This is a genomic window from Salipiger sp. PrR007 (genome assembly GCF_010499845.1).
In the GTDB taxonomy this organism is placed as follows: Bacteria; Pseudomonadota; Alphaproteobacteria; order Rhodobacterales; family Rhodobacteraceae; genus Salipiger; species Salipiger pacificus_A.
Genome location: NZ_JAAGOZ010000026.1, coordinates 1 through 26,603, shown reverse-complemented (window position 1 = coordinate 26,603; position 26,603 = coordinate 1). Strand labels below are relative to the sequence as shown.

Below are 26,603 nucleotides of genomic sequence, written 5' to 3'. Positions count from 1 at the left end.
TCAGGGGCAGGGCAGCAAGCGGATGCAAGTCCGGGTCGTTGCCGAGGACGACGGGCGACTGCTGGCAGAGACCGTGGCGGATGTGGTGCGAGGAGACTTGCTGGAGAGTGGCATCGGGGATGGCCAGCACGGTTTTCAGCTGAGCATCGAGGTGGAGCCCCAACGCGAGCTTAAGGCAAAGGTCCTCTCTGCTGAGGGTGGGGTCTGCATCGGAGAGGTCTTCCTGCCGCGAACGAATGCTGTGGTCGACCCCGGGCCGAAGGCGGTCAAGCGGCGTGATGAGATGCTGCGGCCCTTCCTATCCTCAGTGCGGGTCAACCGGGTAATCGGAGATGTCGATTCTCAGACGTTAATTCTCTACGACTTTCTTCTTGAACACTATCATCTATTCGATGCCGATTTCTATCGCGCCACATATGGGAACGAAATTACCCCGGAGGAGGATGCACTTGCTCATTATCTGAAGTCGGGATCAGCGCGCGGGCTCTGGCCCAACCCGTTTTTTGATCCGGTGGAATATGTTCGGATCAATCCGGATGTTCTAGACAGCGGCATCGATCCGATCATCCACTACTTCCTGTTCGGCTGGAACGAGCGGCGCGAGACCGGGTCGCACTTCGACGCGGAGTTCTACCTCGAGACCCACCCGGACGTCCTACAGGCAGGGATTAATCCGCTCTATCACTACCTGGCCTTCGGTAAGAAGGAAGGCCGGATTCCGGTTCGTCTGAGCGAAGCGGCCCTGCAGGCCGCGGAGACTCTCGCCCCGGTCGCCACCGGCTTCGGTGCCCGCAGCAGCGGGCTGCTTCTTCTGGTCTCGCATGACTTCGAGGTCGGCGGCGCGCAGCAACTGCTGCGCAGCCTCGCCGAGTGGCTGCTCGCCTCGACGAAATACGACGTGAAATTCGTCGCGATGAAGGACGGCGCCCACAGGCACCTGTTCGAGGCCATCGCCCCGGTGCATGTGGTCTCGCGGAACATGGACCCGGCGCAGGCCGAGCAGGAGATCCGCGCCTTTGCCGGAGAGACCGTGCGGGGGCTCTTCGTGAACTCGGTGGCGAGCACCGGATTCTTCGAGGTCTGGAGCGAGGACACGCCGGCGGTCAGCTACGTTCACGAGCTCGAAAAGATCATCGGCAAGTACCCGGGTTGCATCGAGCGCCTCGCCGAGCGCTGCAACACCATCCTCGGCGGCAGCGCCGCGGTGACCGAGAACCTGCGGCAGACCCATGGCGTCGATCCTGAGAAGGTGCGTCTGGTCTACGACTTCATCGGGCCGGTGTCGGAAGTGACCCCCTCCGAAAACGCCCGTGCCGCGCGCCGAGTCAGCCTCGGGCTGGACCCGGAGGCCTTCGTGGTCATGGGTTGCGGCGTCATGCACTGGCGCAAGTCGCCAGACAAGTTCATCGAGATCGCCGAGCGGGTCGCGCGACAGAGCGGCCGGCCCTGCAAGTTCGTCTGGATCGGCGGCGGCCCCGACGAGGAGGCCTGCCGCCAGATGGTGCGGGACAAGGGCCTCGGGCAGGTCGTGGACCTGATCGGCTACCAGGAGGATGTGGCCGGCGTTCTGGAGGCCGCGGATCTTTTCCTGCTGCCCTCCGAGGAGGACCCCTTCCCGCTGGTCTGTCTCTACGCGGCGGCGAAACAGGTGCCGGTGGTCTGCTTCGAGGAGGCCGGCGGCATGCCGGAGTTCGTCGCCCGCGGCTGCGGCCTCGCGGTGCCCTTCGGCGATGTCGACGCCATGGCGCAGGCGGTGCTGGACTACATGGCCGATCCCGCGCTGCTCGCCGATCACGGCGCCACCGGCCGTGCGGCGGTGCAGGCGGAATTCTCGGTGACCGCGACCGGCCCGCAGATCCTCGATGTGCTGCGCAGCGCCATGGGCGTCGCCCCGCACGTCAGCATCGTGGTGCCGAACTACAACTACGGTGCCTATCTCGAGCAGCGGCTGACCTCGATTTACGAGCAGAGCTTCCAGGACTTCGAGGTGATCTTGCTGGACGATGCCTCGCCCGACGGATCCGGGGCGATCCTCGAAGACTGGGCGCGGCGCCGCCCGGCGACGCGCGCAATCCTCAATGAGCAGAACTCCGGATCGCCCTTCGCGCAATGGATGAAGGGCATGCGCGAGGCGCGCTCCGATCTGGTCTGGATCGCCGAGGCGGACGACTACTGCGAGCCCGGGCTGCTCGCGGCGCTGGTGCCGGCGATGGACGACCGCAACGTGTTTCTCGCCCATGCCAAGTCGATGCCGGTGAACGCCGACGGCACGTCGCTCGGGGATTACGACACGCTCTATCTCAACCGCATCGCCGAAGGGCGGTGGATGCAGTCCTATGTCGCCACCGACCATCTCGAGGTGAATGCCGGCCTCGCGGTGGGCAACGTCATCCCCAACGCCAGCGCGGTGATGATCCGCAAGTTCGAGCCCGAGCCTGCCTTCGTCGAGCAGGTCACCTCCATGCGGATGTGCGGCGACTGGTATTTCTACCTGCGCGCCCTGCGCGGCGGCAATATCGCTTTCGACGCGCGCACGCTGAACTACCATCGCCGGCACGGCAACACCGTGACCCATCAGACCGAGGGCAGCCTGCGCTACTTCGAGGAACTGGCGGAAATCCGGCAGTACGTGGACCGCACCTACCGAATCGCCGAGGAGACTCAGGCGCAGGCGGATGCCTTCACGTTGCAGGACCTCGACCGCTTCGGCATTGAGGATGCCGAGAAACGCGACGCCGTCCGGCAGGCGTCGCGCCTGAGCGCGGGCAAGGAGATCCCGAGCCTGCTGATGGTGGCCAGCGACCTCTCGCCGGGTGGCGGGCAGATGTTCGCCATCCGCCTGGCCAACGCCTGGGCGTCGCGCGGCGGCCGGGCAGTGCTGCTCAACGTGGGCTATTCGGCGACGCACGAGAAGGTGCTGTCGCGGATCGATCCCGGCGTTGTGCTGATCCGGGAGAACGATCCGAAGCTCCGCAACCTCGCGGGCCTCTGTGCCGACTACGACATCGACATCATCCACTCGTCGATCTGGTGGGCCGACAAATACGTCCGCCAGCAGATCGAGGCCCTGCCGCAGATGCCTTGGGTGACCACGATGCATGGCTGTCACGAAACACTGCTGGAAAACTCAAAGCTGGATGTCGACTTTGCGGGCGACTACGCCTTCATGCGCGATAGAATGGATTGCTGGATCCACATCGCGGACAAGAACATGAGGGTTTTCCAGGAGCTTGGCGCTCCACATCACCACGAAAGGATTGCCAATGGCGTGCCCTCTCCGGCGGTCAGGGCCGTCAGTCGAGCCGAACTGGGCCTGCGCGACGACAGCGTCGTTATTTGCCTGGTCAGCCGCGGCATCAAGGAGAAGGGCTGGTTCCAGGCCGTCGAGATCGTCGGCAAGCTCAACGAAGAGGGGCTGAACGTCGAGCTGATGCTTGTGGGAGAGGGCCCTGCTGCCAGGGACATCCGTCAACAGGGTCAGGATTTCGTGCACCTCTACGGACACGTCGATAATGTGGATGAGCTAATCTCCGTGTGTGATGTCGGCATCCTTCCGAGTACCTTCATAGGAGAATCTATGCCCCTAGTTCTTTTGGAAATGATGGCCTTGGCAAAACCGATCGTCGCAACGAACGTCGGAGAGATTCCGGAAATGATCGGAAGCGGTGACAGCGCTGCGGGAATCGTGGTGCCGAATATTGATGGTGACGTGGATATTCCCGCCTATTGCGAGGCGATAAAACGCATGATCAGGAGCGAGACCGTATTCTCGGCCTATTCGAAGGCTGCCAAGCATCGGTTTGATGAGAAGTACGATATCAAGAAAATGATGCAGGACTACGCGTCGCTCTACGACAAGTGCATCGAAGAGCGCGCCTCTGCGCTGAGCTGCGAAGAAGCTTTCTGAGAAGTTGAGCTCCGGACGCCAAGAAACCGCACCGGAGGTGCAAGGAAGATATGAAGCAAAATCTAAAAAAACCTATTGTCGCCGGCGTCGGCTGGGAGCCGGTGGATGAAACGCAAGACCTCAATCTGGTTCTGAAGAAGCTCGGGAACAACACCGGGAATCTGATCTTTTCGGAGTCTATCTTCCGGCTCTTTCCGGAAGCGCAGCGGTCACCGTTCAACCATCTCCACAAGCGAATAGGTAGCGACCGGGATTGCATTGTCATCGCGGCGGCGAACTGGCTGAACGAGAAGGCGGATTTCTCGGGGTTGGTCGAGACGCTGGAGCAGACCAATGTGCCGATTGTCGTTCTGGGCCTGGGGGCGCAGGCGGGCATGGACGGCAGGATCCCGAACCTGCGGCCCGGAACGGAGAGGTTCGTCAGGCTGCTGGCGGAAAGAAGCCCGCTAATCTCGGCGCGCGGGCAGTTCAGCTGCGAGGTGCTGGAAAAATATGGCGCCACAAACGCCGTCCCCACCGGCTGCCCCTCCATGCTGATGGCGGGGCACCATGCGCCCCGGTTCCGCGTCACGCCGGGCTGGGACGATCTCCGTCCCGAGGAGGTGCTTGTCTACGGCACGCGTCATCATTTCCATGCGGCAAGCGGTATCTCGGCCGAGCTCTACAAGGTGGCGCTTCAGAAGCAGTTCGACATCCTGCTGCAGTCCGAACTAGCGGATTTCTATTTCGCCCTGGATCGTTGCGGTGAACTCGACAAGCCTGAGGAGGTGAAGAGCCATCTCGCCAAGGTGTACCAAGACAGCCCCGAGGCCGTGGCCAGATATCTTGCGGACCACGGGCGGGTATTCTTCGAGCTGGACGGCTGGTTTGATTGCTGCCGACAGAAATCCTTCCTGATTGGGACCCGGATTCACGGCACGATCTCCGGCATTCTCTCCGGCACGCCCTCGCTGCTGATCGCCCATGACTCCCGAACCGTGGAGCTCGCGGAAACGATGAACGTGCCCTATGTGCTGGAGCAGGGGCTTGATGTTCGGGACGAGAGTACGCTGCGGGGGCTCTATGAGAGCCTTGAGGGCCACAGCTTCCAATCATCATATGAGAGATATTTGAAGAACTTCAATAGCTTCTTCGAAAGATGCGGCTTGGAGGTTTCGATCTCCTCGAGAGCCGAAGAGGCCGCGCTGTCATGAAGAAGCTGTTCTTGCACATCGGCATGCAGAAGACGGGGACCAGCAGCATTCAGTTGATGCTGCACTCCTCTGAAGAGGCTTTGCGCAAGCAGAGCTTCTTCTACCCGAGGCTTCCCATGGCGGGGCAGGATGGCATTTGGAAGACCGCGTTTCGGCAAAACCTGCTTGCGGCGAGCTTAGCCGACTACCCTTCGGTTTTTGCCAAATACGACCCCGGGCAGATCGAAGTCATTCGCGCCGAGATACTCTCTAGCCCGCTGGTGCCGATCATTTCGGCGGAGGACTTTTCCAGGCAGAGGGATTTTGGCCGTCTCAAGGAGCTTCTCAAGGGCTTCGAGGTCTCCGTCATCGTCTACCTGAGGCGCCAGGACAAGTTCGCGGAGTCCCTCTACAACCAGAGAAACAAGATCTTACTGTCGCGGATGAGTGAGTTCCTTCTGGACGAGACCCTGGTGACTCCTGAGGGCCTCAACAGGTTCCTGACGCAGGAGAACTACACGCGACTGCTCGACTACAAGTCGCTCGTGGAGCGGCTTCGGAACTCGCTCGATCTTTGTGATATTCACATTCGCGAATACGAGCGCGATCTTCTTGTCGGTGGGGATGTCTGTCTTGATTTCTGTTCCATTCTGGGCATCGATGCCGCGCAGATGACTTTGCCGAAGCGCGATGCGAACGGGAATGTCGACAACAGGTACTTCGCGAAACTTCGGGACATCTACGCGACCTCCGGGAAAGAGCCTGCGATGTCCTTCATGCAGTCTCTCAATGATCGCATTGCTTCCGGAGAAGACCTGAGCGGCAAGTATGCGTTGATGACCTCCGAGGTCCGGCGTGCGTTTCTCAGGCAGCACACTCCCAACAACACGTGGATTGCCGAGCAGTTCGGCGTCTTCTCCGGAGGTGTGGGATGATCGCCATATACGGAGCGAATGGGTTTATCGGCAGGAGCCTGGTTCGCCAACTGTCCGAGAAGTTCGCGATACGCGCGGTTTCCAGAGGGTTTGACGAGCAGTTCCTCTCGGAGTTCCGGTCCCGCGTGGACATTCGGGAAGGCGACTTCGGCAGCACGATCTCGATGTTGTCGAGCCTCAGCGATGTGGACACCGTCATACAGCTGATCAGTTCCTCGAGCCCCGGCATGGGCAACCGGGTTCTAGTGGATGACATACAGGAGAACGTAATCCCGCATGTGTCGTTCATCCAGAATGCCATGGCCGCCGGGGTGCGCCGGTACATCTTCGTATCGTCAGGCGGCACGGTCTACGGCCCCAACGCCCCGGTCCCCACGGCGGAGACGGCGCGGACCAACCCGATCAATTCGCATGGCATGACCAAGCTGATGATCGAGAAATACCTGCAGATGTTCAGCCGCGTGGACGGGCTTGAGTACGTCATCCTGCGCGTGTCGAACCCTTACGGACCGGGGCAGACTTTTCGCAAGGGGCAAGGGCTGATCCCCGCGATCCTGCAGCGTCATCGCGAAGGCCGTCCGATTCAGATTTTCGGAGACGGCAGCAGCGAGCGCGACTACATCTATATCGACGACCTGACCGCGGCCGTGGAGAAGGTGGTCACCTGTCCGGAGGCGGGCAACGAGGTGCTCAACATCGGCAAGGGCGAGGGGCGCTCGATCCTCGAGGTGATCGAAACGCTCGAGGCGGTGCTCGGCGTGCGCTTCGAGAAGGAATTCCTGCCGGGCCGAAACACCGACGTGAGCCGGAGCATCCTCGATATCTCGAAGGCGCGGCAACTGCTGTCCTGGTCGCCGGACATTTCCCTCGAAGAGGGCGTCGCACGCATGTTTGCCGCCCAAGGCTGAGCGGGGCCGATTTGCGCTCCCCCCGGCAGACGGGTTCCTGTCGGCGCAAAGAGGGACTATGTAGCGCGATACATAAGTAACGAAGCGGTGGTGAGGCCCCATGAAAATCGCAGTTATCGGCACCGGTTACGTCGGCCTTGTTTCCGGGGTGTGTTTCTCCGACTTCGGCCACGAGGTGGTGTGCGTCGACAAGGACCCGCGCAAGATCGAGATGCTCGAGCGGGGCGAGGTGCCGATCTACGAGCCGGGGCTGGACACGCTCATGGCCAAGAACGTCGAGGCCGGGCGGCTGTCGTTCACCCTCGACCTGCACGCGGCCATCGACGGGGCCGAGGCGGTGTTCATCGCGGTCGGCACGCCGACCCGGCGCGGCGATGGCCATGCGGATCTCACCTACGTGATGGCCGCCGCCGAGGAGATTGCCAAGGCCGCCGATCACTATATCGTCGTGGTCACGAAATCGACCGTCCCCGTGGGCACCAACCGCAAGGTGCAGCAGGTGGTCGCCGCCGCCAATCCCGCGCTCGACTTCGACGTGGCTTCCAACCCCGAGTTCCTGCGCGAAGGCGCGGCGATCGATGACTTCATGAAGCCCGACCGGGTCGTGGTGGGCGTCGAGAATGACCGCGCGGCCAAGGTGATGGAAGACATCTACCGCCCGCTCTACCTGCGCGACTTCCCGATCGTCACCACGGACCTTGAGTCCGCCGAGATGATCAAATACGCCGCCAACGCCTTCCTCGCGACGAAGATCACCTTCATCAACGAGATCGCCGCGCTCTGCGAGAAGGTCGGCGCGGACGTGAAGAGCGTGTCCAAGGGCATGGGGCTCGACGGGCGCATCGGAAACAAGTTCCTGCACGCCGGGCCGGGCTATGGCGGCTCGTGTTTCCCGAAAGATACCAAGGCGCTGGCCCGCATTGGCCAGGAACATGCCGCGCCGATCTCCATCGTCGAGACGGTGATCAAGGTCAATGAAGACACCAAGCGGCGGATGACCGACAAGCTGCTCGACCTCTGCGGTGGCAGCTTCAACGGCAAGAAGGTCGCCGTGCTGGGCGTCACCTTCAAACCCAACACCGACGACATGCGCGACGCGCCCTCGCTGACCATCGTGCCGTCGCTGGTGGGCGGTGGGGCCTCGGTCTCGGTGGTCGACCCGCAGGGCCGCCGCGAGGGCGAGGCGCTGCTGCCGGGCGTGGCCTGGGAGGACGATCCCTACGCCGCCGCCAAGGACGCCGACCTGCTGGTCATCCTCACCGAGTGGAACGAGTTCCGCGCGCTCGATCTCAAGCGGCTCGCAACGGGCATGGCCACCGCGCGCCTTGCCGACCTGCGCAACATCTACGCGGTCGAAGATGCCAAAGCGGCGGGCTTTGCCGCCTACGAGAGCATCGGCCGGGCCGGATTCCCGGGCTGAGCCGCCAGCACGCCAGACAAGAGAGACATTGTAGGAAGGCCCCGGATTTTTCCGGGGCCTTCTTCCGTTTCAGCGGGCGGGCAGCACCTCAGACCAGGATCATATCGTCGGTGATCTCGGCCAGCAGGATCTGGCTGAAGGTGATGCTCACCCCTTGGTCCTCGAAGCTTACGTCGCTGCCGGTTTGGCTCATGTGGCTCAGCGCCGTGGCGGCATCGGCATAGCCGAAGCCCTCGAGCGAGATGTAGTCCCAGGGCTCGAGATCGAGCACCCGGTGGCTGCCGCCTTCGGTCTGGGCGAACTCGAAGGCATCGGCGCCAATGCCCCCCGCCAGCAGGTTGTCGCCCGCGCCGGGGTGCAGCAGGTCGTGGTAGATCGAGCCGCTGCCGTAATCGACGTCGCGCAGCCATTCCTTCAGAGCGTCGGCGGTGGCCGCCTTGAACTCGGTGCTCTGCGAGAAGCCCTCGACCACCTGGGCGCGGGACATGCCGCCGTCGAGCCGCGCGGTCCAGTTGGTCAGCCCCGTGGCATCGGGGTCGCGGTCGAGCACGTTGTTGTAGAGCAGGGTGACGAAATCGCCGTTGTCGAGCGCGCCGTAGGTGGCCTTGAACTCGGCGCTCTGCACGAAGCCGTCGATCACCTTGCCCAGCTCCATGCCGTCCGCGAGTCGTCCGGACCAGTTGAGAAAGCCGTTGATGTCCGGCGCGCGGTCGAGCGTCGCCTGGTAGAGCCGGTAGACATCGTCGCCCCAGGTGGCGGCGGAGCCGTCCTCGGTGAAGGCATAGCTATAGGCGAAGGCGGCCCCGGCGGTGCCGGCCTTGAACTCGGCGCTTTCCGAGAAGCCCTTGACTACCTCGGCGCGGGACATGCCGCCGTCGAGCCGCGCGGTCCAGTTGGTCAGCCCCGTGGCGTCGGGGGCGCGGTCGAGCACGTTGTTGTAGAGCAGGGTAACGAAGCTCTGGTTGTCGAGATTGCCGTAGGTGGCCTTGAACTCCGGGCTGCCGGTGAAGCCGTTGATCACCTCCTGCAGGCTCATGGTGCCGGTGAGCAGACGTTCGGTCCAGTTGTGATGCCCGGTAAGGTCCGGCGCGCGGTCGAGCGTCGCCTGGTAGAGCCGGTAGACCTGCCCAGAGGCCTCCTCGGCATAGCTGCCGGCGAAACCGTCGCCGAAGAGCCGGTCGTCGCCGCTGCCGGTGGTGATCTCGTCGAGCAGCGTGCTGCCGAGATAGGTGACCGGGGTGGTGACCTGATCGAGCAGGAAGGTGCTGTTGGAGCTCGAGCTCGAGGCGTCCACGGTCAGCGGCGCGCTGCTCAGCAGGGCCATGAGCGCCGCGTCGTCGTCGCTGTCGAAGAGCTGCTCGAGCGCGGTGTAGAGGGCGGGCAGATCCCAGTTCAGCCCGGTGAAGCTGGCGATCACCCCGGCCGGGCTGCTGATCTCGAGCCCGGTCAGCGTGCCGGCGAGATCCGCGGGATCGTCACTGGCTGCCAGCCCGGTGCCGGTGAGCCTGGTGGTATAGCCGGTCTCCTCGTTGCGGACGGTGAGCTGGGTGCTGCTCGCGCTCAGCAGCGCGATGTCGAAGCCGCCCTCGGCGCTGTTGTAGAATGCATCGTCGAAGATATCGCGATCATTACCGAAATAAGTCAAAAGCATTCGTGTGTACCTTTATTAAATATGTGAAATCATTGTGGGATACGGACCCATGGCGGTGAGCCGCCCGGAAAATTCCGGCGGGGCATCAGGCTGTCAGCTCTGCGGTCCTCCTCCTGCGCGGCTGCGAGGCGCCCGCCCCGGGCCGGGGCCGGCGGTGCCTGTAACAAGGATAAGAGAGGGGTGGACGGGGCGCCTGTAAGGGAGCCTGCCGGGGCGTGGCAAAATGGCCGGACGCTGCTGGGAGACCTGGAAACCACCATTGCAAATTCCTTCACCACGAAACGACTTATCAGAGTGTCGTGTCAAAAAGGGTCCGGCAGAACGCGCGTTGCTTGAAAATTGTCCCGCAAACATACCACAGCTACCGCCGCGCTGAGAACGGTTTTGACCAGCAAACGCTGCGCAGATGGTCCAGATTTCGGCAAGGAGGCCGCGCCACGGCGGTCCGCTCAACAGTCAGCACAATCGGGATCACTCGAAGCATTTCATCGGGCGGTGGGGATGCCCGCTAGTGCAGCGCGCCTGCGACAATCAACGCGGTGACGACGAGTGCGGCCAGCGCGCAGAGCCAGAGGCCGTAGCGATTGATCCAAGGTGTCGCCTGATAGCAGGCACCACAGTCGCGCTGACCAAACCACAGCCTGTGGCTGCAGTGAGTGCAGATTCATTTATACGGCGGTGAGTGAGAGTAATTATAAATGATATAAATTTTTCTCACTGTGATTACATCAAGAAATTTTTTTATCGCATCGAGATTAAACTTGTTAGACAAGAGATTTTCTTCCAGTTGGGGAAGGGGCGGGAAATTTATATTCAATGGGTTGCGTTTAATAAGTCTCCGTCACATTCATAAATTAGAATTTCATTTCGGGTCTCGAACGTCAGAAATGTAGAAAAGCTCTGGAAAACTAGTGATCACTTAAATGTGATGTTGCTCACTGAAACCTGATAGCTGTCGAAATTTGGGCAGGACTGCCGAACGCTATCGGGTACCGGTTCCAAGCATCCTTACGGCCCAGAGATGCCGTAGAGGCTAGGCTTTCGAGGAAGTTCCTTTGTTAACGTATGGTTAACATGAGGGCCGGTCAGGTTCGGCTTGATAAATGTCCGCAGTGCGGCGGTACTTTGACAAAATGAAGATCTCTTAGGGGCATTATTTTGCCTTAATGCAGTCTGAAATGCGTCATTTTAGATCATGTTCGCGATGTAAGTCATTGGGTTGCCGATACCTTTTACTGCCCTAATAAAAATGGGAACAACTGACCTCCCCACCCAAGTGGCCGAAAGTTGGGCGCGATATCGTGACGGTAAGATTATGAGAACGAGTCCCTTGGAAGTGCGCTGCCAGCAATGTGGTTGCCGTGCGCTGTTTCACGAACCATTCAAATTCTCAAACGCCAGGAGGTTCGAGTGCTCTCCCCAGGGCGCCCATCTTTGGGGCAAGGTCGTGGTGGAGGAGCTTTATCCAGAGCACTTTCCGTGGGAGCCGCCGCAGCTCGATCAGAAGAAGGTGAGCAAATTTCACCAAGGGCCCTTGCGCGGCTATGAGTTCAACCGGTTCGGAATGATCGAGTGCTGCGACTGCGACGAGAAATATCCAGCTGAAATTTCCTGGCCGGAAGAAGCCTTTTGGCAGTGGAAAATTCTTAACGAGACGATTGTTGCGAGAAATGCAGAGCACGCTCAATTGATTGCCAAATTTCTTTCTGAATCCAAGCGACCTGTGACGGTCACGCCATCTCTGAGAAATATCCCTTCTAAGCTTCTAGTTGGAAATAGAGCTGATGAGCTGACCGACCAGATTTTTGAAGATTTGAAGAAGGCTTGGTAGTGCTTATTCCGGATAGTGAAATGAATTCAAAACAGGTGCGTGCGGGATATACCTGGGCGTCGGCGGAAGAGAATGCCGCTGCGCTGTCTCGGAGCAGGAACCAATACGCGGCAGCGATGGAAGCAGCCTGCATCCTCAACGTGATCGCAGGAGTTTCTCCGGAAGGGCAACTTGCCGAAGCTTCGTTCTGGAAGTCGCAACAAAGACGCTGCGCCGATTGATTTGCGACGCGCCTAGGGCACCGTTGCCGCACCGTTGTGGTGTCCTTTGTGGTGGAGTTCTTTCCCGTTCAAAAGGTTGGCCTTTTTCGTGCGAAGAGGATCTCGCGCCACGCACGTCATTATTAGCCACAGCCGGACCTTTGGTAGGGCCAATTTAAGGGTGCGCCCAGCGAAACACGTCGGAGCAAGGGTAGACGGTCGCGCATTTCGGCTCGTGCTTAGTCTCAAAGGCGCTAGGGTCAGGATGCATTGATCTCAGTTGCGCTGCGTGATTCACGCCTCCGAAAACGGAGCGATTACATGAGCGATCTCTTCTGGCTGACCGACGCGCAGATGGCACGTCTGGCTCCCTTCTTTCCCAAGTCACACGGGAAGCCCCGGGTTGATGACAAGCGGGTGCTGAGCGGGATTATCTTCATCAATCGCAATGGCTTGCGTTGGCGTGACGCTCCTGCTGCATATGGTACTCACAAAACACTTTACAGCCGCTGGAAGCGGTGGAGCGAAAAGGGCATCTTCGCGCGGATGATGGCCGGACTGGCGGCGGAACGCGGTGAGAAGACGACCGTGATGATCGACGCGACATACCTCAAGGCCCACCGAACGGCGACCAGCATGGCCGCCAAAAAGGGGGGCGTGGTCGCCTGATTGGTCGAACCAAAGGCGGTATGAACACCAAGCTGCACGCCATCTGCGACAGTCAGAGAGGACCGATCGACCTGTTCGTCACCGCTGGACGGGTCAGCGATTATATCGGCGCACGGGCGCTGCTCAGTCGCCTACCAAACGTCAAATGGCTACTCGGGGATCGTGGCTATGACGCTGACTGGTTCAGAGAAGCGTTGCAGGACAAGGGGATACGCGCCTGCATCCCAGGCCGGAAGAAACGCAAGACGCCGGACAAATATGACAAGCGGAGATACAAGCAGCGCAACCGCATCGAGATCATGTTCGGCAGGCTCAAGGACTGGAGGCGCGTCGCGACCCGCTATGACCGATGCCCCAAGGCGTTCCTCTCAGCCATCGCCCTCGCGGCTCTCGTCATTTACTGGTTATGAATCCTGACCCTACTCACTTCGATCACCTCAATGGAGATTCTTAACTCCGAGGGCTTCATGCTATCAGGAAAACTAGGAGCGATGAGTTTGACAGGTCTAGTCTCTCCTGGAACTAGGGCGGGAACTAAATGACCAGAGTTGAAACGATGAGTAGCTTCAAATCCATCCTCGACCAATGGAACCGAACTATCTTTTACCATATATCGAATACCATACTTGAAGAATAAAACTCGTTGTTTCGAGATATTGTGTATCAAGCATTCGATGACCGAGAAATCATCCACTACCGCAGCTCGCTCATCAAAGAAAAACGTGCATTCCCCAGTCTCTATTTTTTGAGATGGCGGCTCGGAAGAATAAAAGCCTGGACTACAAGATCCGGATCCTCCGTTGCTACCATGAATAGGAGGAAGGCAAGCCTTAGATAAAAATAAAGACCCCCCCGCATATGAATATACGGGAAAATTAGTAAAAAAAATTACTGCAAGAATGGCTGTTCTGATCATACTTCGCTCCCATTGACTAACATGGCCTTGACAGTCTCTCCAAGTGGCCATTTTCGCAACTGCCGAGTAAGCGCCCGATGAGCGCCGCCTACGCGGTGGCCGCCTGGGTGTTCACCGCCGAGATCGGAGAGATGTCGTTGAGGGCTGAGTGTGGTCTTGATCGCGGCCTGGGCGCGCTGCCATGTTGCCCTCTTCCGCACATGGTTACCGCTTGCGGCGGGTCTCCATACCCCAGAATTCGGCGGAGGCATGGTCGATGTCGATGCTTGCATGGAAACGGCAACTCAGGGTGCGGGTGTATAGCGGCTAGGGTGTTGGATGATCATTTGGGGAAGGATTTCGAGGCATGTTACGCCCCGTGACAGCCGTTCGCCCTACCTGGAATGCACCATGGTGAAATCCCCCTTTGAGAAGTAGCGGAAGGATTTTCGCATTTCGCGTATCGGCGGCCCGGGCGGGCTGCGTGTCGCGGGGTCTGATGCCGGGCCGCACCGGTTCCAACGCTATCCCTGAGCGCGCACTGCCCGCGATGCCGCGACTCCTAGATAAAAGGTATCAAATCCATCCGCCCTATGCCATTTCAGGTATCATCGGATACCGCCCCGAGCATTGCAGCAGAGGGGCTCTTCGGGCGACTACGCCCCCCTGAGGACCGTCGGCGCCAGGGCATCCTGTTCTTTCCCCTGCCACGCCGCGACCAGGGAGGAAGGACGCCCCATGACTGCACCCAATACCGACGCACCTGCCAGGGCGCGCGAGACGATCAACTTCAAGATGATGGCCCTCGGGCCGATCGCCGGGCTGCTGCTCGCGCTGGTCCTGCCCGAGAGCCTGTCGATGCCGGGACGGCTGGCGGCGGGCTCGGCGCTGTGGATGGCGATCTGGTGGATGACCGAGGCGGTGCCGATCCCGGTGACCTCGCTGCTGCCGCTGGTGCTCTTCCCGCTGTTCGGCGTCGGCAGCTTCGCGGCCATGGCCGCCCCCTATGCGAACTCGGTGGTCTTCCTCGTGCTCGGCGGCGTGGTGCTGGGGCTCGCGACCGAGCGCAGCAACCTGCACCGCCGCATCGCCCTGCGCACCATCCAGGCGGTCGGCACCCGTCCCGACCAGATCGTGCTCGGCATGATGATCGCCTCGGCCTTCATCTCGGCGTGGATTTCCAACACCGCGACCGCGGTGATCATGGTGCCGATCGGGGTCTCGATCCTGCATCTCGTGCGCGATCTCGCCAAGGAGCAGGGGCTTGAGACCCGCGACAGGAATTTCTCGGCCGCGGTGATGCTGGGCATCGCCTATGGCGTCACCATGGGCTCGATCGCCACGCTGATCGGCCAGCCGCCGACCGCGCTGATGAAGGCCTATCTGCTCGAGCAGCAGGGCTATGACATGGGCTTCGCGCAATGGATGCTGATCGGCGTGCCCTTCGCCGCGATCATGCTGGGTATCGGCTGGGTGCTGCTGACCAAGGTGATCTACCGCTCGGAGTTGCGCGAGCTGCCCGGCGGGGCGGCGCTGATCCGCAGCGAGGTCGAGGCGCTCGGCCCGATGAGCAAGGCGGAATCGCGCGTCGCGCTGATCTTCCTCGGGGCCATCTTCTTCTGGGTCGCGGTGCCGCTGCTGACCAAGATCGCCGCCGTCGATGCCGCGCTGCCCTTCCTGTCGGGGATCTCCTCGAGCCAGGTGGCGATCGCGGCGGCGCTGGCCTGCTTCCTCGTCTCCTCGGGCGAGCGCGAGGCCTCGGGCCGGCCCGTCGCGCTGCTGACCTGGGACGCCTCGCGCGACATTCCCTGGGGGTTGCTGCTGCTCTTCGGCGGCGGGCTGAGCCTCTCGGCGGCCTTCACCGCCACGGGCCTGTCGGTCTGGGTCGGCAACCAGGTCGCCGCCTTCGGGGACATGCCGCCGCTGGTGGTGCTGATGGTGGCCGCCGTGGTCGGGCTCGGCCTGACCGAGCTGACCAGCAACACCGCGACGGCGGCCGCCTTCTTCCCGATCATGGGCTCGGTGGCGACCGGCGTCGGGATCGATCCGCTGATCATGACCGCGGTCATGACGCTGGCGGTCTGCTCGGCCTACATGCTGCCGGTCGCGACACCGTCGAACGCCGTGGCCTTCGGCTCGGGCGAGGTCTCGATCAAGCAGATGGTGCGGGCCGGGGTCTGGCTCAACGTGATCTCGCTGCTGGTCATCTTCGGGGTCATCGAAACCCTCGTGCCGCTCGTGCTGGCCCGCTGAGCCGCCCCGGTCCCGGCCCCGGTCCTGGCCCCATCGCCGCTGCGACGGGCGGGGCCAGGGCCTTCCTCTCCGCCCTCCTCCCAGCGGCCCGCGGCCGCAGACGCTCCCAACACTGAGGTTCCCATGACAGACTCGTCCGCTTCGCCCCAGCAGACCGCGGCAGGCCGCGATCTCTGCCGGGCCACGGCGATCCGGCGGATCACCGCCCGCATCATCGAGGCGCCGACCACCCGGCAGCACAAGCTCTCCAACACCTCGGTGCGCCACCAGGGCTACATCTTCGTCTCGGTCGAGCTGGACAACGGCGTCACCGGCTTCGGCGAGGGCTCGACCCTCGGCGGGCCGCGGTGGGCCGAGGAGAGCGTCGAGGCGATGAAGGCCAATATCGACGCCTATCTCGCCCCCGCGCTGATCGGCCAGCCCGCCTGCCTTGCCGAGGCGGCGAGCCTGCGGATGGAGCTTGCCGCCAAGCGCAACTACACCGCGAAATCGGCCATCGACATGGCGCTGCTCGACGCTTTGGGCAAGACTCTGGACGTGCCGGCGCATGTGCTGCTCGGCGGCGCGGTGCGCACCTCCTTCGAGGCGATCTGGGCGCTGGCCTCCGGCGATGCGGCGCAGGAGGTCGAGGAGGCGCTGGAGATGATCCGGCGCGGCTGGTTCCGGCGCTTCAAGATCAAGCTCGGCTTTGCCGATCCGGCCACCGACCTGGCCCGCCTTGCCGCGCTGCACAAAGCCCTGCCCGCGGGCACGCCGCTGGTCGCCGACGTCAACCAGGCCTGGAGCGAGGCCGAGTGCATCCGCCACCTCCCGGCGCTGCGCGATCTCGGGGTCAGCCTGATCGAGCAGCCGATCGCCGCCGGGCAGACCGCCGCCTCGGCGCGCATCGCCGCCCGTTCCGAGGTGCCGGTGATGATGGACGAGAGCGTCTCGACCCTGGCCGAAGCGGCGCGCGAGAGCGCCGCGGCGACCGGCTCGGTGCTCTCGCTCAAGCTCTGCAAGCACGGCAGCGCGCACAACCTCAAGCGGGTGGCGGGCATCGCCGCCGCGCACGGCGTGCAGCTCTACGGCGGCTGCCTGCTGGAAAGCTCGATCGGCGCCGCCGGGCACCTGCAGGCCTTTGCCACCCTGCCACGCCTGGACTGGGGCACCGAGCAGTTCGGCCCGAAGATCCTGGTCGAGGACCTGGTGACCGAGGGGCTGCGCTACGCGGATTTCCAGGTGCATCTGCCGCAGGGGCCGGGGCTTGGCGTCACGCCGAACCCCGACGTCATCGACAAATACGCAAGGAAGGAGTGAGCCGATGGGTGAGACCGATCTTCATCCCCGCCTGGCCGCCATGGCCGAGGCGCTTGCCGGGCGGGCGCATCTGCAGCGCCTCGGGGCGCTGTTCTCGGAGACCGTGCTGCTCGAGGTGGACGGCGCGGAATACTACCTGATGTTCCACCGCGGCCGGATCGAGGAGATCCGCCCCGGCCCCTCGCGCAAGATCCCCTGGCGCTTTGCCCTGCGCGTCGACCGCGAGGCGCTGCTGAAATTCTGGGAGCCGGTGCCCGAGGCGGGCCTTCACGACATCTTCGGCTTCGTGAAGACCGGCCGTGGCAGCATCGAGGGCGATATCCTCGCGCTGGTCAAGAACCTGCGCTTCTTCAAGGAATTCATGGCCCTCGGCCGGGAGGTCTGCGCATGAGCCGCATCGAGTCCATCATCGGACGCTATGTGACGATTCACGTCGGGGGGCGCCCCCACCGGGTCTATTTCGAGGAAGCCGGGCAGGGCCGCCCGGTGATCTGCTTCCACACCGCCGGCGCCGACACGCGGCAGTGGCGGCACATCCTGAACGATGCCGAGATCACGGCGCAGCACCGGGTCATCGCCGTCGACATGCCATGGCACGGCAAGTCGTTGCCGCCCGAGGGCTGGCAGACCGAGGAATACCTGCTGACCACCGAAGCCTACATCGAGGTGGTGCTGGCCATGGTCGCCGCGCTCGAGCTGGAAAGCCCGGTCTATGCCGGCTGCTCCATGGGCGGGCGCATCGCGCTGCAGCTGGCGCTGCGCCATCCCGAGCCGTTCCGCGGCTTCATCGCCATCGAGGCCTCGGATTTCCAGCCCGCCTGGTACGACATCGACTGGTTCCACCGCCCCGACGCCCATGGCGGCGAAATGGGCGCGGCGCTGGTCTCGGCCAATATCGCGCCGCAGGGCCCGGAGGCCGAGCGCTGGAACACCCAGTGGATGTTCATGCAATCGGGCCCCGGCGTGTTCCGCGGCGATCTGAGCTTCTACACCCGCGACGACAGCCTTGTCGGACGGCTCGGCGAGATCGACACCTCGGCACGGCCGCTGCACATCATGGTCGGTGAGTACGACATGACCTGCACCCCCGAGGATGCCGAGCGCACCGCCCGGGCCATCCCCGGGGCCACGCTTGCCCTCATGCCCGGCATCGGCCATTTTCCGATGAGCGAGAACCCCGCGGCGTTCCGGCCGCATTTCATCGCGGCGCTGGCGCGCATGGGCTAGCGGGGGCAGGGCGAGCGCGGGCAGGGCGCGGCAGGAGAGGCGATGGAGCTGAAACGGCTGAGATATTTCCTCGCGGTGGCCGAGGAATTGCACTTCGGCCGCGCCGCCGCCCGGCTCGACATGGCGCAGCCGCCGCTCAGCCGCCAGATCGCCGCGCTCGAGGCCGAGCTGGGCGCCAAGCTCTTTGACCGCTCGCGCAGCCAGATCCGCCTCACCCCGGCGGGCGAGCTGTTTCTCGAGCGGGCGCGCGACCTGGTCGAGCGGCTCGACAGCGCCTTTCGCGAGACCCGGCTCATCGGCGAGGGCGGCGCGGGGCGGCTGCGGGTGGGGTTTGTCGGCTCGGCCACCCACGGGCCGCTGCCCGAGGTGATCAAGACGTACCGCGCGCAATATCCCGGGGTCGACCTGATGCTCTCGGCGATGAACAACGCCGAGCTCGAGCGCGCGCTGGCCCAGCAGGATCTCGATATCGCCGTGGCGCGCCCGGCGCTGAAGGGCGAGGAGCTGCGCACGCTCCGTCTGGTCGAGGAGGCGCTGGTCCTGGCGGTGCCGGAAAGCGCGCCGCTGGCCACGCGCGGCGCGGCGATCCCGCTGCCCGAGGTCGAGGCCGAGACCTTCGTGCTCTACCCGCACCGGCCGCGGCCGAGCTTTGCCGATGACGTGCTGCGCTGCTGCGAGATGAACGGCTTCATCCCCCGCGACCAGGTCTTCGCGCAGGACTACCAGACCGCCATCTCGCTGGTCTCGGTTGGGGTCGGCCTGTGCATGGTGCCCGAGAGCGTCAGCCGCGTCAGCCGCCCCGGCGTCGTCTTCCGCCGCTTCGACGGGCACAACCCCGGCACCCGGCTGACGATCTGCGCGCGGCGGGACAACCGGCTGGCGCATGTGACCAATTTCTTCACCATCACGCAAAGGCTGCTCCGGCAGGGCGGTTGAGCTGCGGGACAGGGCCGGGCAGGGCGCGCCGGACCGCCGGCGCGGCGGTTGGCCGCGAAGACGAGAGCCTGGCGGGACACGAATGGGCTCTTGAGACGTTGGGGGTACTGCACTGCCCCCACTCAGGACTTCCTTGATGCCTTCCGAGCCCTTTTTCGAGCTTGCCCCCTACCACCTCACCCTGGCCATCGGCGGCCTTGTCGTCATCCTCGCGCAATGGCTGCCCCGCCTCGTCTCGCGGCGCGAGCCCGCGGCGGCGGCGCTGATGATCCTGTTCGGGGCCGGGGCCGCGCTGCTGTTTCCCGGCGCGGCGCCGATGCCCGATCCGCGGCAGACCCCGCTGCCCTGGGAGTTGATGAGCGAGATGGCGGTGATCGTCGCGCTCTTCGGCGCGGGCATGCGCATCGACGAGCTCGGACCCTTGCGGCGCTGGCGCCCGACCTGGCGGCTGCTGGGGATCGCGATGCCGCTGACCATCATCGCGGTGGCCTGGCTCGGCACCGGGCTGGTCGGGCTGACGCTTGCGGGGGCGATCCTGCTGGGCGCGGTGCTGGCGCCGACCGACCCGGTGCTGGCCTCGGACGTGCAGGTCGGCCCGCCGCATCAGGGCCGCGAGCATCCCGTGCGCTTTGCCCTGACCACCGAGGCCGGGCTGAACGACGGGCTGGCCTTTCCCTTCGTCTATCTTGGCCTGCTCATCGCGGCCGAGGGGCTGTCGCCGGCGACATGGGGGGCGGAGTGGCTGCTGCAGGACGTGCTCTACCGAACCGTGGTGGGGGCCGTGTCCGGCTGGCTCGGCGCGCGGCTCTTGGGGGTCATCCTCTTCAGCGTGCCGCGCGGCGCGGTGCTGGCCGACACCGCCGCCGGCGTGCTGGCGCTGGCGGGCATCGTGCTCTGCTACGGCTCGACCGAACTCGTCGAGGGCTACGGCTTCATCGCGGTCGCGGTCATGGGGCTGACGCTGCGCCGGGTGGAGAAGGACCATGCCTTCCACCGCCGGCTGCACGATTTTTCCGAGAGCATCGAACATGCGCTGACCGCCTTGCTGCTGGTGGCCCTGGGCAGCGCCCTGCCGCGGCTCTTTGTGGACCTGACCTGGACGCATCTCGTCGTGGCACTGCTGCTGCTGCTGATCATCCGACCTCTGGCGGGCTGGCTGGCGCTGCTGGGCACCGACCTTGGCCGGCGCGACCGGGCGGTGATGGCGGTCTACGGCGTGCGCGGGATCGGCTCGATCTATTACCTCGCCTACGCGGCGAGCCATGTGGAGTTCGCCGACGAGGCCGAGATCTGGTCGCTGGTGGCGCTGGTGATCGTCCTGTCGACGGTGCTGCACGGCTTCAGCGTGGGCTGGGCGGTGGACCGGCTCGACGAGGGCGAGGGCAAGGGCTGACGCCTTGCCCGTCGGGGCCTCTCGGGGGGAAGACCGTTCCCCAGGCGGGCAGCTTCCCGAACGCAAGGGCCCGGCCTTCCGGCCGGGCCCTGCAGGTTCTGCTTGCGGGAGTGGGCCCGTTCGGACCCGGTATCAGACCCAGTAGTTGGGCACGCCGTAATAGTCGTGCGTGCGGGCCTCCCAGTCGCGGTCGCGGTGCCAGTCGTCCCCGCGCTCCGGCGCGCCCTCCAGCTGCTCGGACGTGATGTCGGTCACGTAGCCGCCACGGCTGGTGTCGTAGCTCAGCTTGGCCCAGGGGATCGGGTGGTGGTCTTCCCCCATCCCCAGAAAGCCGCCGAAGCCCATCACCGCATAGGCCACCTTGCCGGTCGCCTTGTCGATGGTGAGGTGGTCGATCGTGCCGATGTGCTCGCCGGTGCGGGAATAGACCGCGGTGCCGTTGACCTTGTCGGACGAAATCATTGTCGAGCTCTCATGCATCGTGACATCTCCTCCTGATGTGACAGTAAAACGGGCAGGCAGGGGGCAATGTTCCGGCGCCCCCCGGGGCGGACGGCGGGAAAGAGCGCCTTTCCGCCGAGGCCGCGCGCCACGGCGGTGCGGTCAGATTGTCAGGGCCGGAAGAAGGGCACGCCCGTCTTCAGGCTGTTGACCTGCGAGACAAGGTAACCGGCCTCGGCGCTCTTCTTCAGGTAGTCCTGCCAGTCGGGATCCGCGGCCAGCGCCGCGCGCTTCTGCGCCCGGTCATCCGCGTTCTCGTAGACCCAAATGTGCACGTAGCTGTTCACGTCGCCGCTTTCCGTGCGCATGTAGAGCGCCGGCTCTTCTCTGCGATCATGCTCGCCGCAACCGTATTGTTCTGGCTTTGAGAGAGAGAACGAGTCTGGAACCTAGCGGCTCGCGGCACAATGGTTTGTTCGTGGTCACTTTGCCCTAGGAATGTGCGTCCGCGCGGATCGTGGTCGTGGCAAATACCGGCAAACAAGCGGTGCTCGACCCGGGCTAGGGGGCGACGTGCGTGTGAAGATCGATCCCTGGCTACCGGTCTTGCCAGGCGCTGAGGTTCGACATCTCAACCTATCACTGCAAATCTCGTTGCACCGGGTCCGCCGGTCATGCCGCCAGACCACTTCCCCATAAAGCTCCACTGAAGCTGGCCTCCCAGCCAAGCGCCTGGGGGTCGGTATCGACGTCGAAGATGTGGACCTTCTTGCCGCGGGCGAGGGCGGCCAAAGCGAGGATGCGGGTCAGCGTCGTCTTCCCGCTGCCGCCCTTCATCATCATGGTCGAGATGGTCTTCAAGCCCGGTCCTCCTAGTCCTGCGGTCCACATATCCGGGACGCCAGACCTCCGGCACCCCAAGCCTCCAGCTATCAACATCACCACGGCTCCGGCCATCAAGCTTTCATCATCTCAATGAGTTAAAAACTCAATATTTCAATATCTGCAGCATTCCGCCGATCCAGCAGTCCAGTAATCGTGCAGTCATTCATTCCTGCTCTCCTGCTCTCATGCATTCCAGCGACCCAGCACCTGCAGAGATTTCTTGGCCCGGAGATTGCGCGCGGAGCGCACATGGGACTGGGGCCAAGAAATGCACATTGGCCCTCTCCACCTGGCGTGGGGCGCAGGCGCCCCACGCCAGACACATCGGGACGGGTGTGATCCGCGGACGGCCCCGGCGGCAGCTCTCGCAGGGGCGAGATTGCCCCCTCCTGACCTGCGGATCACCGCGCCCTGCTTGAGTGACCCCGAGGGGTCACCGGACGCGATACGGAGACCATAAAGGCTGTCCGGTTTCCGCAAGCGGAAATCCCCGAAGGGGCGAAAACCGGCCTTCATGGTCGGTTGGCTGGAACGGTATGATGTTGTACGCCTATAGGGCGTATTTGAATTTTGTTTACTGCTTGAGGTTGCGATATGCCCCGCGGGCCCGGTCTCACCCACAAGGACACCGCCCAGACCCATCGTCTCATGGCGGAGGTTGAATGAGCGAAGGGACGCTGTCGCTTGAGGAGGCCGTTCTCGGCTATCCGCTCGAGAATCTCGCGCGCCGCAGCCGGAGCGGCGGGACCGGCACGCGCATTCCGGGTGCCGGTCAAAGCAGCGTCCAGGCCCGGTCCTTCCGCGCCTTTGCCGGCAATGCGCAGCGATCGCCGCAGTCTGTGGTGAAGCGGATCCGGGCCGGGGGGTGTCACTCGAAGGAGGAGCTGACCCGTCAGCTGAATTACATCACCCGGGAAGACGCGGCACATGCCACCTGGACCAACTTCGCCGGGGTGGACCGCGATCTGCGGCCGACGACGTTGTCTCGGGCTGTCGAGGACTGGTCTTCGTCCTGGCGCGGCGCGCCCCGCCGCGGGCACACCGACCACATCATTCTCAGCTTCCCCAAGGGGACCGGCATCGACGCGGCCGAGGCCGTTGCCCGGGAGTGGGGGCAGGCGATCTTTGCCAGCGGCGACTATGGAGATCAGTGGCGCTATGTCGCCGCGGTGCACCGCGACCCGGATCACATCCATGCGCATTTTGTCGTCGACAAGGTCGGCTGCGACTGGGGCAACTTCCTGTCGATCAGCATGAAGTCGGAGCTGAACTACGACGTGATGCGCGAGTGCCATGCCGAGCTCTCGCGAGCGCATGGCATCGACATGGTGGCCTCCAACCGCCTGTCGCGCGGGATCATCGAGTACCCGCCGCGCGAGACCGAGTATCGCGCGGCGCATGACAAGACGGGCCGGGGCGACCTGGTTCCACCGCCGCCGATGTCGGACGCGGAGAGGGCGCACCGGCGCGCGGTGGTGCAGGACTTTGCGCGGCAGTATTCCAGCCTTGGTCTGCTCGCCTCGCTCTCCAGTCCTGGCAACGCGTTCATGGAAAAGCTGTCGCAGGCGTTCTTCGCGTCGGCGCAAACCCTAGAAGAGGGAGGCTCTCTCATGCCCGAGGCAGACACCCTGATGTCACCGCAAACCCACGCTGCCACGCAGGACGGGAGCTTTGATCCTGTCGCGGCCATGACGCGTGCACGCGAGCAGTTGCTGGCCGAGGCGCGGGAGACCTGGGAGAGCATCCAGGCCATGGATGCCGGGCCAGAGCGGGTGCGGATGGAGGCGGAGTTCTCCCGCACCAGCGCGGAGCTCATGGCGGCGACCCAGACCGATCCCTTCTTCCAGGACCATGCGGTGATGGCTGAGACGCGCGACGATTTCTTTGCGCATCTCACCCCCGCGTCGCTGCAGCACGTACGGGACGGGCTCGAGGCGGAGGACCCACGCGTTGGGCAGATCGACAGCACGCTGGACGACATGCGCGAGGCGCTGGTCGCCGCTTTTGCGCAGGATGCGGGTCTTATGGTGCAGCTTGGCACGACGCCCGAGGAGTTGGCGGAATACGCGGCGCAGGGAGACCACTCCCTGGCACAGGCGGCACTGTGGCAGGGCAGGGCGGAAAGCCTGGACGAAGGTGAATCCGCGCGCCTGACCAAAGTGCTGGAAGAGGGACATCGGATCATCGACAGCGTGGCGGTGCCGCGGGACCTTGTCGAGCAGCTGGCGCTCGATCAGCTGCTGACCGTGGACAAGCACCACCAGCTTGCCGACGTGCCTGCCATAGAGAACCTTGTCGACAGGATGGCGGATACGCTTTCCGATGAAGATCTGGCCAAGGTGCTCGCGGGCGACAGCACCCCTCTGCAGGACGAAATCCGTGATCCCGCGGTGCGGGCGGCTGTCGCGGCCGAGCTGAAGAGCGAAGCCGATGTCGTGGTGGGGCAGGGGGACCGCGAGCGCGAGACCGTGGAGGCGTACCAGGTCATGGCGCAGGTGCGGCAGGCTGAGCTCGCGGCTGAGCATGCCGCCGAGCAGGGTGCCGACATCATGGACGGGCACGAACTTTAAGCTCAGGGAGGGTCCTTCCGACGATCCACAATCTAGATACGGCGTGGCGCTACCCGCTCGCCTGCGCCCTCACCTCCCTAATGAGAAATCGCGGAGAGCTTGCAGAAACCTATCAGTGCTCGCCCAGAATAGCTCTCGCTGCAGCGCGGGCGAAGTCGATGGAATGGCCAAGGTTTTCGAGCTCCATCGCACTTAGTCTGAGGACTTCCTGATCTTCAGCACGCAATGTGTACCCCTCATCGGCGTTTGCTAAGTTGAGTAGAGCTGCCATTAGTTCCACGCGCTGCATGGTCTTTAACTTCTCCCATTTGGCCAACCGCCGATCATCCTTCCAGCCGCTGTCGACGTGGAAGTGCTGAGGGTGAGCGAAATGGGACCAGGCGTGCTACCAACCTGGCCCCCTCTGGGGCACACAAAATCTCGACTCACACTGGCGACAAATGATCGCCTCCCGGCCCGTCTCATATTGTCTTCCTTGGTCAAAAATGTTCAAATTTCGACAATCTTGCGTAAAAGTTTGGAGATTTGATGGGTCAGCACTCGATGAGCAAGCGGCATTGGGAGGTGGCCAACCTAGGATGGCTTGGAGAACGAAGCTCGAAGTTCAGGCAGGAGGTCAGAAACCACGTTCTCGTAAGGCGCTACTCGTCCGGCGACTATCCACACCACGTAGGTGACGAAGCCGGTGGGATTTACGGCGTCATCGAAGGGAGCTTTGGCACATACGCGGCGAGTGAGGCTGCAGGCATCGTACTGGGGCATATCTTCCGAAAGGGCGCGTGGTTCGGACAAGGCCCCATAACATCCGGAAAGCCACGATACCTCAGCTTCAAGGCGATGGAAGCTTCGGTCATCCTCTACCTGCCGCCCGCCGCTCTCAACCAAATAGCTCATAGCTTTCCTGGTGCCGAGCGGGAGTTGATGTCCCTTTCTGAGTACAACCAGTTGATCATGACCCGGGTCGTCTCGGACTTGCTGATCAGAAAAACAGACTGCCGGATCGCAGCAGTCCTCTTGAGGCTTTTCGAGATCATGCCCAGCGGCCTCAGGGCAGGAGATACATGTCGTCTTACTCAGGCCGAGCTAAGCGAAATGACGAACACCTCAAGGCACACAGCGAATACGGTTCTGAAATCTTTCGAGCTGAAAGGCTGGATCGAGGTTAGCTATGGCAGCATCACCTTGATGAGGCCTGATGAGTTGCGCCGATGCGCATACGCATGAGGATCCAAAAGGCCGAGCTCCGAGCTCAAAGGCGGAGCCTGTCGGTCCCAGTGAGGACAGGGCTATGGACTGCGTTCATGTGCTCTGCCCCTGCTGAAGGACTATACCCGAGCCAAGGCGTGACAAACGAAATGAGTTTCGTCCAGCACGTCAGCGCAATACAGTAGTAAGAACGCCTAAGAAAGGTGAACCATCATGACAAAATACGATAGAGATTCCAGAGCGTTTTCTTCAGGTCGGGGATTCTCGATAGCGTCCCTGATCGGGCTCGTAGGCGTGGTCGCTGGTACTATCCTGTGGTCGGCGGGTGCACCATTGCTTTTAGTTTTTTTAGTTTATTTTAGCGTGCCTGGAGCGATGATCCTAGCGCTCTATCTGCTCTGGAGACGCTCTGAATAGCGCGAGCTCGAGAGTCATTGCGACAGGATCCGGTCACCTCCGTCAAGCCGGCATAGTTTCCGATATGGCCTGACACCATAAATTCCTGCGGGTGTTAGTTCGGGGATAAGGCCATTCGCCAGGTGCGATCTCGGCGCCGAGGCTTGCTTGGTCCCGATCAACTTGGCAGCGATTTTCATCCCTCGCGGAACGCCTTCGAGAAGTAGTCGGTGAAGGGTTTCACCAGGTAGGCGAGCGGCGTGCGGTCCGCGGTGCGCAGGAAGGCCTCGACCGGCATGCCGGGGACCAGGGTCGAGCCCTCGGGCAGCCTCTCGATCTGGCCCTCGTCGAGCATGATCTCGGCGCGGTAGAAGCTGGACGAGGTGTTCTGGTCGGTGAAGGCATCCGC

At 63.0% G+C, this 26,603-nt stretch carries 21 protein-coding genes and 2 pseudogenes; 17 read left to right on the top strand and 6 right to left on the bottom strand.

The annotated features are described in order from the left end of the window. The first annotated feature begins 22 nt into the window (after positions 1–22). The 5 genes from G0Q01_RS12275 to G0Q01_RS12255 all read left to right on the top strand — a co-directional run bounded on the left by G0Q01_RS12275 (position 23) and on the right by G0Q01_RS12255 (position 8,342). Complete coding sequence (locus G0Q01_RS12275) at positions 23–3,907, top strand: glycosyltransferase (protein ID WP_164213422.1); 3,885 nt, start codon at positions 23–25, stop codon at positions 3,905–3,907. Between the two features lie 50 nt (positions 3,908–3,957). Then, positions 3,958–5,100, top strand: coding sequence for a polysaccharide pyruvyl transferase family protein (locus tag G0Q01_RS12270; RefSeq protein ID WP_164213421.1), 1,143 nt, complete (start codon positions 3,958–3,960; stop codon positions 5,098–5,100). Next, positions 5,097–6,014 (top strand): hypothetical protein, encoded by a 918-nt coding sequence (locus G0Q01_RS12265; protein WP_164213420.1) that lies wholly within the window; start codon positions 5,097–5,099, stop codon positions 6,012–6,014. Before G0Q01_RS12270 ends, G0Q01_RS12265 begins: the two co-directional genes overlap by 4 nt. Next, entirely contained in the window at positions 6,011–6,922 is a 912-nt protein-coding gene (locus G0Q01_RS12260) for an NAD-dependent epimerase/dehydratase family protein (RefSeq protein WP_164213419.1), read from the top strand. The genes G0Q01_RS12265 and G0Q01_RS12260 overlap by 4 nt, the downstream gene beginning before the upstream one ends. Before the next feature lie 100 nt (positions 6,923–7,022). Continuing rightward, positions 7,023–8,342: a UDP-glucose/GDP-mannose dehydrogenase family protein gene (locus tag G0Q01_RS12255; RefSeq protein ID WP_164213418.1), complete on the top strand. Its 1,320-nt coding sequence runs from the start codon at positions 7,023–7,025 to the stop codon at positions 8,340–8,342. Between the two features lie 88 nt (positions 8,343–8,430). On the opposite strand, the gene G0Q01_RS12250 is transcribed toward G0Q01_RS12255, so the two are convergent. Then, complete coding sequence (locus G0Q01_RS12250; protein ID WP_164213417.1) at positions 8,431–9,993, bottom strand: DUF4214 domain-containing protein; 1,563 nt, start codon at positions 9,991–9,993, stop codon at positions 8,431–8,433. Positions 9,994–11,058: 1,065 nt separating this feature from the next. On the opposite strand from G0Q01_RS12250, the gene G0Q01_RS27325 reads away from it, so the two are divergent. From G0Q01_RS27325 to G0Q01_RS12205, 10 genes are all read left to right on the top strand, one after another. Beyond that, positions 11,059–11,130, top strand: coding sequence for a zf-TFIIB domain-containing protein (locus tag G0Q01_RS27325; protein WP_370526725.1), 72 nt, complete (start codon positions 11,059–11,061; stop codon positions 11,128–11,130). A gap of 193 nt (positions 11,131–11,323) precedes the next feature. Next, a complete protein-coding gene (locus G0Q01_RS12245) occupies positions 11,324–11,824 on the top strand; it encodes a hypothetical protein (RefSeq protein WP_164213416.1) in 501 nt (166 codons plus the stop codon). 20 nt (positions 11,825–11,844) lie between these two features. Then, the gene (locus G0Q01_RS12240) at positions 11,845–12,045 is read left to right on the top strand and encodes a hypothetical protein (protein WP_164213415.1); all 201 of its coding nucleotides are present in this window, start codon (positions 11,845–11,847) and stop codon (positions 12,043–12,045) included. A 300-nt stretch (positions 12,046–12,345) separates the two neighbouring features. Then, a protein-coding gene (locus G0Q01_RS12235) for an IS5 family transposase (protein WP_164213414.1) occupies positions 12,346–13,103 on the top strand; the annotation gives its coding sequence in 2 pieces (ribosomal slippage) (positions 12,346–12,670 and positions 12,670–13,103; 759 coding nt in all). Positions 13,104–14,326: 1,223 nt separating this feature from the next. Beyond that, positions 14,327–15,841, top strand: coding sequence for a DASS family sodium-coupled anion symporter (locus G0Q01_RS12230; protein WP_203595004.1), 1,515 nt, complete (start codon positions 14,327–14,329; stop codon positions 15,839–15,841). 123 nt (positions 15,842–15,964) lie between these two features. Further along, complete coding sequence (locus tag G0Q01_RS12225; RefSeq protein ID WP_164213413.1) at positions 15,965–17,140, top strand: muconate/chloromuconate family cycloisomerase; 1,176 nt, start codon at positions 15,965–15,967, stop codon at positions 17,138–17,140. A gap of 4 nt (positions 17,141–17,144) precedes the next feature. After that, the gene (locus tag G0Q01_RS12220; protein ID WP_235940100.1) at positions 17,145–17,531 is read left to right on the top strand and encodes a hypothetical protein; all 387 of its coding nucleotides are present in this window, start codon (positions 17,145–17,147) and stop codon (positions 17,529–17,531) included. Continuing rightward, on the top strand, positions 17,528–18,367 hold the full coding sequence (locus G0Q01_RS12215) for an alpha/beta fold hydrolase (protein WP_164213412.1): 840 nt from the start codon (positions 17,528–17,530) through the stop codon (positions 18,365–18,367). The genes G0Q01_RS12220 and G0Q01_RS12215 overlap by 4 nt, the downstream gene beginning before the upstream one ends. Before the next feature lie 42 nt (positions 18,368–18,409). Next, positions 18,410–19,303 (top strand): LysR substrate-binding domain-containing protein, encoded by an 894-nt coding sequence (locus G0Q01_RS12210; protein WP_164213411.1) that lies wholly within the window; start codon positions 18,410–18,412, stop codon positions 19,301–19,303. 136 nt (positions 19,304–19,439) lie between these two features. Beyond that, on the top strand, positions 19,440–20,696 hold the full coding sequence (locus G0Q01_RS12205; protein WP_164213410.1) for a sodium:proton antiporter: 1,257 nt from the start codon (positions 19,440–19,442) through the stop codon (positions 20,694–20,696). 132 nt (positions 20,697–20,828) lie between these two features. Here the strand turns inward: G0Q01_RS12205 and G0Q01_RS12200 are convergent, their stop codons facing one another. The 3 genes and pseudogenes from G0Q01_RS12200 to G0Q01_RS12190 all read right to left on the bottom strand — a co-directional run bounded on the left by G0Q01_RS12200 (position 20,829) and on the right by G0Q01_RS12190 (position 21,998). Continuing rightward, a complete protein-coding gene (locus G0Q01_RS12200; RefSeq protein WP_235940099.1) occupies positions 20,829–21,176 on the bottom strand; it encodes a PRC-barrel domain-containing protein in 348 nt (115 codons plus the stop codon). A 131-nt stretch (positions 21,177–21,307) separates the two neighbouring features. Further along, positions 21,308–21,517 (bottom strand): annotated as a pseudogene (locus G0Q01_RS12195) (NIPSNAP family protein); the annotation flags it as partial. A gap of 292 nt (positions 21,518–21,809) precedes the next feature. Continuing rightward, the gene (locus tag G0Q01_RS12190; RefSeq protein WP_235940098.1) at positions 21,810–21,998 is read right to left on the bottom strand and encodes an AAA family ATPase; all 189 of its coding nucleotides are present in this window, start codon (positions 21,996–21,998) and stop codon (positions 21,810–21,812) included. A 686-nt stretch (positions 21,999–22,684) separates the two neighbouring features. On the opposite strand from G0Q01_RS12190, the gene G0Q01_RS12185 reads away from it, so the two are divergent. Next, on the top strand, positions 22,685–24,592 hold the full coding sequence (locus G0Q01_RS12185) for a relaxase/mobilization nuclease domain-containing protein (RefSeq protein WP_164213408.1): 1,908 nt from the start codon (positions 22,685–22,687) through the stop codon (positions 24,590–24,592). Positions 24,593–24,704: 112 nt separating this feature from the next. Here the strand turns inward: G0Q01_RS12185 and G0Q01_RS12180 are convergent, their stop codons facing one another. Further along, on the bottom strand, positions 24,705–24,908 hold the full coding sequence (locus G0Q01_RS12180; protein ID WP_164213407.1) for a hypothetical protein: 204 nt from the start codon (positions 24,906–24,908) through the stop codon (positions 24,705–24,707). Positions 24,909–25,120: 212 nt separating this feature from the next. Between G0Q01_RS12180 and G0Q01_RS12175 the strand changes: the two genes are divergently transcribed. Next, complete coding sequence (locus tag G0Q01_RS12175) at positions 25,121–25,816, top strand: Crp/Fnr family transcriptional regulator (RefSeq protein ID WP_164213406.1); 696 nt, start codon at positions 25,121–25,123, stop codon at positions 25,814–25,816. Between the two features lie 574 nt (positions 25,817–26,390). On the opposite strand, the pseudogene G0Q01_RS12170 reads toward G0Q01_RS12175, so the two are convergent. After that, positions 26,391–26,603, bottom strand: a pseudogene (locus tag G0Q01_RS12170) (HlyD family type I secretion periplasmic adaptor subunit); the annotation flags it as partial.

Coding starts and splice junctions, on each gene's coding strand:
- G0Q01_RS12275 (WP_164213422.1), top strand. CDS start 23: ATGCAAGTCCGGGTCGTTGCCGAGGACGACGGGCGACTGCTGGCAGAG.
- G0Q01_RS12240 (WP_164213415.1), top strand. CDS start 11,845: ATGAATTCAAAACAGGTGCGTGCGGGATATACCTGGGCGTCGGCGGAA.
- G0Q01_RS12225 (WP_164213413.1), top strand. CDS start 15,965: ATGACAGACTCGTCCGCTTCGCCCCAGCAGACCGCGGCAGGCCGCGAT.
- G0Q01_RS12200 (WP_235940099.1), bottom strand. CDS start 21,176: ATGCATGAGAGCTCGACAATGATTTCGTCCGACAAGGTCAACGGCACC.
- G0Q01_RS12210 (WP_164213411.1), top strand. CDS start 18,410: ATGGAGCTGAAACGGCTGAGATATTTCCTCGCGGTGGCCGAGGAATTG.
- G0Q01_RS12250 (WP_164213417.1), bottom strand. CDS start 9,993: ATGCTTTTGACTTATTTCGGTAATGATCGCGATATCTTCGACGATGCA.
- G0Q01_RS12185 (WP_164213408.1), top strand. CDS start 22,685: ATGAGCGAAGGGACGCTGTCGCTTGAGGAGGCCGTTCTCGGCTATCCG.
- G0Q01_RS12255 (WP_164213418.1), top strand. CDS start 7,023: ATGAAAATCGCAGTTATCGGCACCGGTTACGTCGGCCTTGTTTCCGGG.
- G0Q01_RS12215 (WP_164213412.1), top strand. CDS start 17,528: ATGAGCCGCATCGAGTCCATCATCGGACGCTATGTGACGATTCACGTC.
- G0Q01_RS12230 (WP_203595004.1), top strand. CDS start 14,327: ATGACTGCACCCAATACCGACGCACCTGCCAGGGCGCGCGAGACGATC.
- G0Q01_RS12205 (WP_164213410.1), top strand. CDS start 19,440: ATGCCTTCCGAGCCCTTTTTCGAGCTTGCCCCCTACCACCTCACCCTG.
- G0Q01_RS12175 (WP_164213406.1), top strand. CDS start 25,121: ATGGGTCAGCACTCGATGAGCAAGCGGCATTGGGAGGTGGCCAACCTA.
- G0Q01_RS12270 (WP_164213421.1), top strand. CDS start 3,958: ATGAAGCAAAATCTAAAAAAACCTATTGTCGCCGGCGTCGGCTGGGAG.
- G0Q01_RS12220 (WP_235940100.1), top strand. CDS start 17,145: ATGGGTGAGACCGATCTTCATCCCCGCCTGGCCGCCATGGCCGAGGCG.
- G0Q01_RS12265 (WP_164213420.1), top strand. CDS start 5,097: ATGAAGAAGCTGTTCTTGCACATCGGCATGCAGAAGACGGGGACCAGC.
- G0Q01_RS12260 (WP_164213419.1), top strand. CDS start 6,011: ATGATCGCCATATACGGAGCGAATGGGTTTATCGGCAGGAGCCTGGTT.